The organism is Bradyrhizobium genomosp. I (2014) (genome assembly GCF_000261685.1).
Lineage (GTDB): Bacteria > Pseudomonadota > Alphaproteobacteria > Rhizobiales > Xanthobacteraceae > Bradyrhizobium.
Map to the genome: position 1 here is coordinate 1 of NZ_AJQE01000255.1, position 7,294 is coordinate 7,294.

7 protein-coding genes and 1 pseudogene are annotated in these 7,294 nt (G+C 66.0%); 7 read left to right on the forward strand and 1 reads right to left on the reverse strand.

What is annotated here, in order from left to right:
- The 4 genes from IC50_RS23830 to uvrB all read left to right on the forward strand — a co-directional run.
- Nucleotides 1-790 (forward strand): LysR substrate-binding domain-containing protein (locus IC50_RS23830; protein ID WP_035710416.1); only part of this gene is annotated, 790 nt, incomplete at its 5' end.
- Between the two features lie 104 nt (nucleotides 791-894).
- Nucleotides 895-1,119, forward strand: coding sequence for a hypothetical protein (locus IC50_RS23835; RefSeq protein WP_035710417.1), 225 nt, complete (start codon nucleotides 895-897; stop codon nucleotides 1,117-1,119).
- 55 nt (nucleotides 1,120-1,174) lie between these two features.
- Entirely contained in the window at nucleotides 1,175-1,402 is a 228-nt protein-coding gene (locus IC50_RS23840) for a hypothetical protein (RefSeq protein WP_035710420.1), read from the forward strand.
- A gap of 91 nt (nucleotides 1,403-1,493) precedes the next feature.
- Complete coding sequence (uvrB, locus tag IC50_RS23845) at nucleotides 1,494-4,484, forward strand: excinuclease ABC subunit UvrB (protein ID WP_081492499.1); 2,991 nt, start codon at nucleotides 1,494-1,496, stop codon at nucleotides 4,482-4,484.
- Nucleotides 4,485-4,571: 87 nt separating this feature from the next.
- Here uvrB and IC50_RS23850 read toward each other — a convergent pair whose 3' ends face one another.
- Nucleotides 4,572-4,958, reverse strand: coding sequence for a hypothetical protein (locus IC50_RS23850; protein WP_035710421.1), 387 nt, complete (start codon nucleotides 4,956-4,958; stop codon nucleotides 4,572-4,574).
- A gap of 387 nt (nucleotides 4,959-5,345) precedes the next feature.
- Here IC50_RS23850 and IC50_RS23855 point away from each other — a divergent pair, with 387 nt between their 5' ends.
- From IC50_RS23855 to IC50_RS23865, 3 genes and pseudogenes are all read left to right on the forward strand, one after another.
- A complete protein-coding gene (locus IC50_RS23855; RefSeq protein WP_035710423.1) occupies nucleotides 5,346-5,792 on the forward strand; it encodes a nuclear transport factor 2 family protein in 447 nt (148 codons plus the stop codon).
- Between the two features lie 235 nt (nucleotides 5,793-6,027).
- Nucleotides 6,028-6,468: a nuclear transport factor 2 family protein gene (locus IC50_RS23860; RefSeq protein ID WP_035710425.1), complete on the forward strand. Its 441-nt coding sequence runs from the start codon at nucleotides 6,028-6,030 to the stop codon at nucleotides 6,466-6,468.
- Nucleotides 6,469-6,847: 379 nt separating this feature from the next.
- Nucleotides 6,848-7,294, forward strand: a pseudogene (locus IC50_RS23865) (hypothetical protein); the annotation flags it as partial.

A 7,294-nucleotide genomic window follows, 5' to 3' on the forward strand; every position in this document is an offset into this window, starting at 1 on the left:
GTTGGAGGAGCGGCTCGGCGTCGCCCTGTTCGAGCGCAAGGCCAACCGCCTGGTGCTGACGCAGGCCGGCCGCGCCTACCAGAGCGGGCTGACCCCGATCTTCGATGCGCTGGCGAGCCTCACTGCGCAGGTCACGGCGCCTGCAAGCGTGCGCGTGCTCACCATCGGCGTCGGCCACACCTTTGCGATGCGCTGGCTGATCCCGCGCCTGTCGGAGTTTCGCAGCGAGGAGCCCGACATCGAGGTGCGCTTCACCACCGGCGGCGCGGCGGTGCCGTTCGGCGAGGACTGGAACTGCGGCATCAAGCTCGGCACCGGCGACTGGCCCGGCCTCGTCGCCGAGCCGCTGTTCGCCGGCGACCTCACCCCCGTCTGCGTGCCTCGCCTGGCGGGCGGCCTGAAGCGCCCGGCCGACCTCAAGGGACCGAGCCTGATCCGCGTCGCACACTCACCCGAGGACTGGCCGATCTGGCTGAAGGCCGCGGGCGCTGCCCGGATCAACGCGCGTGGGCCCGAGTTCCAGTTCTACGGCCAGGCGCTGCAGGCCGCGGCCGACGGGCTCGGCATCGCCATGGGCATCCGCCCCTATATCGACGACGATCTCGCCGCCGGCCGGCTGGTGGCGCCGTTCGACCTCTCGGTGCCCAAGGGCATGCGCTGGTACCTGCTCTATCGCAGCTTCCAGACCGAGCAGCGCGACTTTGCCGCCTTCCGCCGCTGGATCATGCGGGCCGCGTCGGAACCCGCCGCCCGCCCGCGGCGGATCGGCCGCGCCGCCGCGCGGAACTGAAACCGCGGGCAAAAAAGCCGGATCGCTTGTGAACGGCTTCACATTCTGAAATCCGCAAACGTGGTCCCCTGACCCTCCGAACAAGAAACGTGGGACCTGCACTCATGACGACCCTTTACGACGGTTTTGACATCGAATCCTTCGAAGCTGGCAAGGGGCTGTGGCACGCGCGGATCCGGCGTGCAGATTTCAGCCCGGTGGCCATCGACGGCGTGCTGTTCCCTGCCATGGAAGTCGGCTTCGCCTGGCCCGATCGCGATGCTGCGATTGCGGATGCCAAGCACCACATCGATCGCTTCCGCCGGCGGGCCGACGGCGACGACGAATAGGCGAACGGGTCCGCCGCTGGACCTGCGGTGGGGCGGCGCGAGGGGGAAACCGGTCATGTCCATCATCGAAACTGACGCAGCGCGGCCGCGGATTGACACCCGCGCGGTGCTGTCGAACTGCCCGGAATGCGACGGCGACCTCGCGGTGCTCCGCGTGATCGGCGGCCGTGCCGGATGCGAGTACTGGACCATGCGCTGCACCGATTGCGGCGGCATCCATCTCGACATCCTCCAGCCGTATGTCACTGCCGCGGACGATAGCGGACCGTTGCCGGTGGCCTGAGGCCGACCTGCTGCCAACCTGCTGTCAGCAGCCTGCATGGCAGCGGGCATTCGCCCTTTATCGCGGGGCGGACTCGTCCCATATTCGCCAGATGGCGAAGAAACCTGCATCCTCCGAAAAATCCGGCAAATCCCTCAAGTCCAAGGTCCCGAACGCGAAGGCGCCAAGTTCTAAAGCTCATCGGCCTGACGTGCAGCCGATCGGGCCGGCGCTGGCCGAGCTGCTCAATCCCGCGATCAATCGCGGCGATGCCGGGCTGGGATCGGGCACCGGCCTGCAGCCGCCGCCGGACAATTCGCGCGACCGCCGCGCCGGGGGCGAGGCCGCCGCGCATCGCGCGCGGGCTTCGACGCCGAAGGAGTTTCCGCAGGATGCGGCGCGCCAGATGCCGCTGCGACCCGATCCGCAGCCGCCGGGGGCGCGTCAATCCTCCGCAGCGACAGGATTGGAAGAGGCGCCGCAGGCCAACTACGGCACCGCGGCCACGATCCCGACGCTCGATCCGGAACTGGCCCGGCAGCTCGGGCTTCCCACCGAGGAGGACGACGCAGAGGCGCTTGCCCGCCCGCCGCGCAGCAAGATGGAGGCGCTCGGCGTCAAGGCGACCGCGGACGCGCTGGAAGCGCTGATCCGCGAAGGCCGGCCGGAGTTCCGCAAGGGCGACGGCTCCATGAAGGTGTGGACGCCGCACCGGCCGCCGCGCCCGGAGAAATCCGAAGGCGGCGTCAGTTTCGAGATCAAGTCGTCCTACGAGCCCAGGGGCGACCAGCCGACCGCGATCGCCGAGCTCGTCGAGGGTGTCAACCGCAACGACCGCTCGCAAGTGCTGCTCGGCGTCACCGGCTCGGGCAAGACCTACACCATGGCCAAGGTGATCGAGGCGACGCAGCGCCCGGCCCTGATCCTTGCGCCGAACAAGACGCTTGCCGCCCAGCTCTACGGCGAGTTCAAGAATTTCTTCCCCGACAACGCCGTCGAATATTTCGTCAGCTATTACGACTACTACCAGCCGGAAGCCTACGTCCCGCGCACCGACACCTATATCGAGAAGGATTCCTCGATCAACGAGCAGATCGATCGCATGCGCCATTCGGCGACGCGCGCGCTGCTCGAGCGCGACGACGTCATCATCGTGGCGTCGGTGTCCTGCATCTACGGTATCGGCTCGGTCGAGACCTACACCGCGATGACCTTCGCGCTGAAGAAGGGCGAGCGCATCGACCAGCGCCAGCTCATCGCCGACCTCGTCGCGCTCCAGTACAAGCGCACCCAGGCCGATTTCACCCGCGGCACCTTCCGTGTCCGCGGCGACGTCATCGACATCTTCCCGGCGCACTATGAGGACCGCGCCTGGCGCGTGAACCTGTTCGGCGACACCATCGAGACCATCGAGGAATTCGACCCGCTCACTGGCCACAAGCAGGACGAGCTCGAATTCATCAAGATGTATGCCAACTCGCACTATGTGACGCCGCGCCCGACGCTGGTGCAGGCCATCAAGTCGATCAAGTTCGAGCTGAAGCAGCGGCTCGACCAGCTGCATGACCAAGGCCGCCTGCTGGAGGCGCAGCGGCTGGAGCAGCGCACCACATTCGACCTCGAGATGATGGAGGCGACCGGAAGCTGCGCCGGCATCGAGAACTATTCGCGCTACCTCACCGGCCGCCGCCCCGGCGAGCCGCCGCCGACGCTGTTCGAATACGTCCCCGACAACGCGCTGATCTTCGCCGACGAGAGCCACGTCACCATTCCGCAGATCGGCGCCATGTTCCGCGGCGACTTCCGCCGCAAGGCGACGCTGGCCGAATACGGCTTCCGCCTGCCCTCCTGCATGGACAACCGCCCCTTGCGCTTCGAGGAATGGGACATGATGCGGCCGCAGACCATCGCGGTGTCGGCGACGCCGGGCGGCTGGGAGTTGAACGAGAGCGGCGGCGTGTTCGTCGAGCAGGTCATTCGTCCGACCGGGCTGATCGATCCGCCCGTCGACATTCGCCCGGCGCGGACGCAGGTGGACGATCTCGTCGGCGAGGTCCGCGCCACCGCGCAGGCCGGCTATCGCTCGCTGATCACGGTGCTCACCAAGCGCATGGCGGAGGACCTCACCGAATATTTGCACGAGCAGGGCATTCGCGTCCGCTACATGCACTCCGACATCGACACCATCGAGCGCATCGAGATCATCCGTGACCTGCGCCTTGGCGCGTTCGACGCGCTGGTCGGCATCAACCTGTTGCGCGAAGGCCTCGACATTCCCGAATGCGCGCTGGTCGCGATCCTCGACGCCGACAAGGAAGGTTTTTTGCGCAGCGAAACATCCTTGATTCAGACTATCGGCCGCGCTGCGCGCAACGTCGACGGCAAGGTGATCCTCTATGCCGACCAGATGACGGGATCGATGGAGCGCGCCATCGCCGAGACCAACCGCCGCCGCGAGAAGCAGGTCGAGTACAACACCGCCAACGGCATCACGCCGGAGAGCGTGAAGAAGCAGATCGGCGACATCCTCAACTCGGTCTACGAGCGCGACCACGTGCTGGTCGAGGTCGGCGGCCACGACATGACCGACGACGTCATCTCGATCGGCCACAATTTCGAAGCCGTGCTCGCCGATCTCGAGACAAGGATGCGCGAGGCCGCCGCCGACCTGAACTTCGAGGAAGCCGCGCGTCTGCGCGACGAGGTCAAGCGCCTGCGCGCAACGGAGCTTGCCGTGGTCGACGATCCCACGGCGAAACAGCGCACTGTGCAGGGCAAGGCCGGCGCCTATGCGGGGGCGAAGAAATACGGCGACGCCGCGAATTTGCCGGTGAGCGCGATGAAGAAGAAGACCGTCAGCTCCGCACTGAAGGCGAGCGGCGGCGGCAGCGGCTCGAAGGTGCACAAGCCACATCTCGACGAAATGCACGGCCCGGAGTCGCTGCCCTATCGTGCCAACCCCAGCCTGCCGTCAAAGCCGTTCGGCAGCACCAGCCGGATCATCCAGCCGACGGATTCACGGCAGTCCGGGCCGGAGTTCGGGCCGGCGCCGAAGTCGACGGGTGGGATGCCGGGGCGACGCGGTGGGTGGAAGAAGAGGTAAGCGGTGCATCCGCGCAAGTGGTGGCTATGGATTCCAGGCTCGCCGCTTTGCGGCGCCCCGGGATGACGCAGAAAGATTTTGCTGCCCTCACCCCACGCTCGCCGTCACCACCGCCATCACCGACAGCAGCAGCACGATGGTCACGAGCTGGAGCGAGGCAATCGGCTGGGTGCGCCAAGCCGCGATCTTGTCGGATAGCGACAGATGGGCCTCGAAGAATTTCGGCTCGTAGACGGTCTTGAACAGGTGCGGGAAGCTCGGGCCGAGGGTCACGGCCAGCATCGCGTGGGCGAGCGAGGCGAAGGCGACGAAGATGGCGACGCCGGGATCGCCGACGAGGTCGTGGTCGCCGCAGAGCTTGAGCAGGAAGGCGGCGGCGGCGAAGGTCGGGAAGCTCTGCAGCGTCGCGGTCAGTGCGAGGCCTTCGAGCGCATTGTGCAGGCGGGACTTTCTGGCGGTGGCGATGGCGGCCATGGCACATCTCCCTGATGACATGCTGATGACGGTAGCTGCGATGCCCGTGGGGTGATGTGAGATGGGTCACGCGCCTCTTTGGGGCTGGAACGAGAGGCGAGATGGATTGCCGGGTTCGCGCCAGGTGGCGCGCCCCGGAATGACAGAGAGTTACAGCTTCCCCTGCCCGTTCATCTGTCCCCGCTGTTGCTGCTGCCACCCAAGCCGCATAGGGCGGGAATTCGTGCAGCCACCCCACAACTCAACCCGCAATTGCATGCCATGAACCTGGCATTGCGCTGGGGCGTCATACTGTCTGGAACATCCCTGTGATTTTGCGGATGGCCGGCGCGCGAGACCGCGCGCTGCCGTTGCGGAACGCCAGGGGGCCAAACGAGGACGGGCGGGATGACGGTCGAGAAGCTGAATCGCCAACGCGTCGTGCATCTGCTCGACGCCTTCGCGCGCGGTGATATCGAGACGGCGCTGTCCTGCTGCACCGACGACGTCGACTTCCTCACCCACGCGCCGATCGACGTGCTGCCGCACATGGTGCCGCGCCACGGCAAGGCCGAACTGCGCGAGCTCTGGCAGACGATCTGGTCGCGCTATTCGGAGGTCCGCTACAAGGCGCCGCACATCCTCGCCGAGGGCGAGGCGGTCGCGACCTACATGCACACCTATTTCAGGAAGCGCAGCAACGACCGCATCGTGCAGTTCGACATGGCGGTGTTCTACACCTTCCGCGGCGGGCTGGTGGCCGAGATCCGCGAGATCATCGATTCCTACGATCTGGTGCAGCAGGTGCTGGAACGGGAGATCGGGCCCCTGATCACGGGAACGCGGGCGGATTGAGCCCTCGCCCCGCCGGGAACCCGCGTCGGGCCTCGCGCCAGACCCGGAGTTTTACGGGGTCATATTGTAAATCTCACAAAGGCCGTTCAATGGTGCATTGCAAAAACGTGAATTGCGTTTTGGCCGAAATCGCTTAAATTGTTCGCATACAAATGAGTTGAGCGCCCCGGCACCGTTACTGTGCATGGGGTCGTTTTCCGTTTTCATTCGCAAGCCAGCTTCAGGACTGCCCAAAATGACAGAGCACAGCCTCTGGCGTTTCTCGCGCGCGTTGCACCGCGCGATCAACGACCGGCATTTCGAGGACATCGAGGCCCTGATCGACGAGGACGTCGAGTGGGCGCTCTACGGCCCAATCGACATGTTTCCGTTTCTCGGCGCGCGCCAGGGCAAGGACGCCGTGCTCGACGTCATCCGCCAGCTCGCCGACAATTTCCAGGTTCGCCGCTTCGACCGCGAGAGCATCATGCTCGGCGTCGATACCGCCGCCTCGATGCTGCGCTATTCGCTGACGGCTCTGGATTCCAACAAGCCGATCAGCCTGCGCGTGGCGCAGTTCGCCCAGTTCAGGGCGGGCAAGCTTACCAGCATGCGCGTGCTGATCGACACCTTCGACCTGGTCGAGCAGGCACTCGGCCGCGCCATTCATCTGCCGAAGATGACCAGCGTCGGCTAACGCATGATCCGGACCCGAAGGGGCCGCGTTAGCGCAAAGTGCGAAGCGGTTTTCCGAAAAGATCACGCGCAAACAACAACCTGAAGCGCGATGATGATCATCGCGCTTTAGGGGGGACGCCAACGGGCCCCGCTCGTCGGGACCGATGACAAGGCGACCGCGACGTCCTGGCCTCCAGCCCCGCCGGATGCCGTCGCATCACAAGCTCGTCATCGGGCGCGCGCCTTTTCGCGCGGCCCGTTGGTCCGCGTCCCGCGGCGAGCGGCCACAATTCCGCGACGATGGATCAGCATCCTGTGAGCGGAATGGCGCATGGTCTTTGCGGACGGCCGATATATATATTGTCGGAAAGCATGCGCCGGGGCTCGCGGGCAGGACGATGGAATTCTCGACAGGGTTTGGCTGGACCAGGCTGCCGGTGCTGGCGGCCGCATTCATTTTGAGCTCGGTGCTGACGGTCTCCGCGCAGATCATTCCGCCCACAGCGGCCACGGCTGCGGACGAGGCGGAGACCGAGGCCGCAGAGACCCCCGACGTCAACGACCCCGACGTGCTCAAAGGCATCGACGTCGACAAGCTCGACTGGAGCCAGCTCGCGGTCGATGCCGGGACCGGCATCGATCCCATGGCCGCCAAGAAGCGCGCCCGGGCCGCCAAGGACGGCCTGGACTGGTCGTCGAACCCCAATGCAAACGGCTCCTCGGCGGTGACCGTGAAGCAATCCGTGTTCTCGTTCTGGGATACGCGGATCGGCGCCGACATGACGGTGACGAGCGAGCCGCGGACGATGTCCGAACTGCTGGCGCAGAAGGCCGCCAATGGCGGC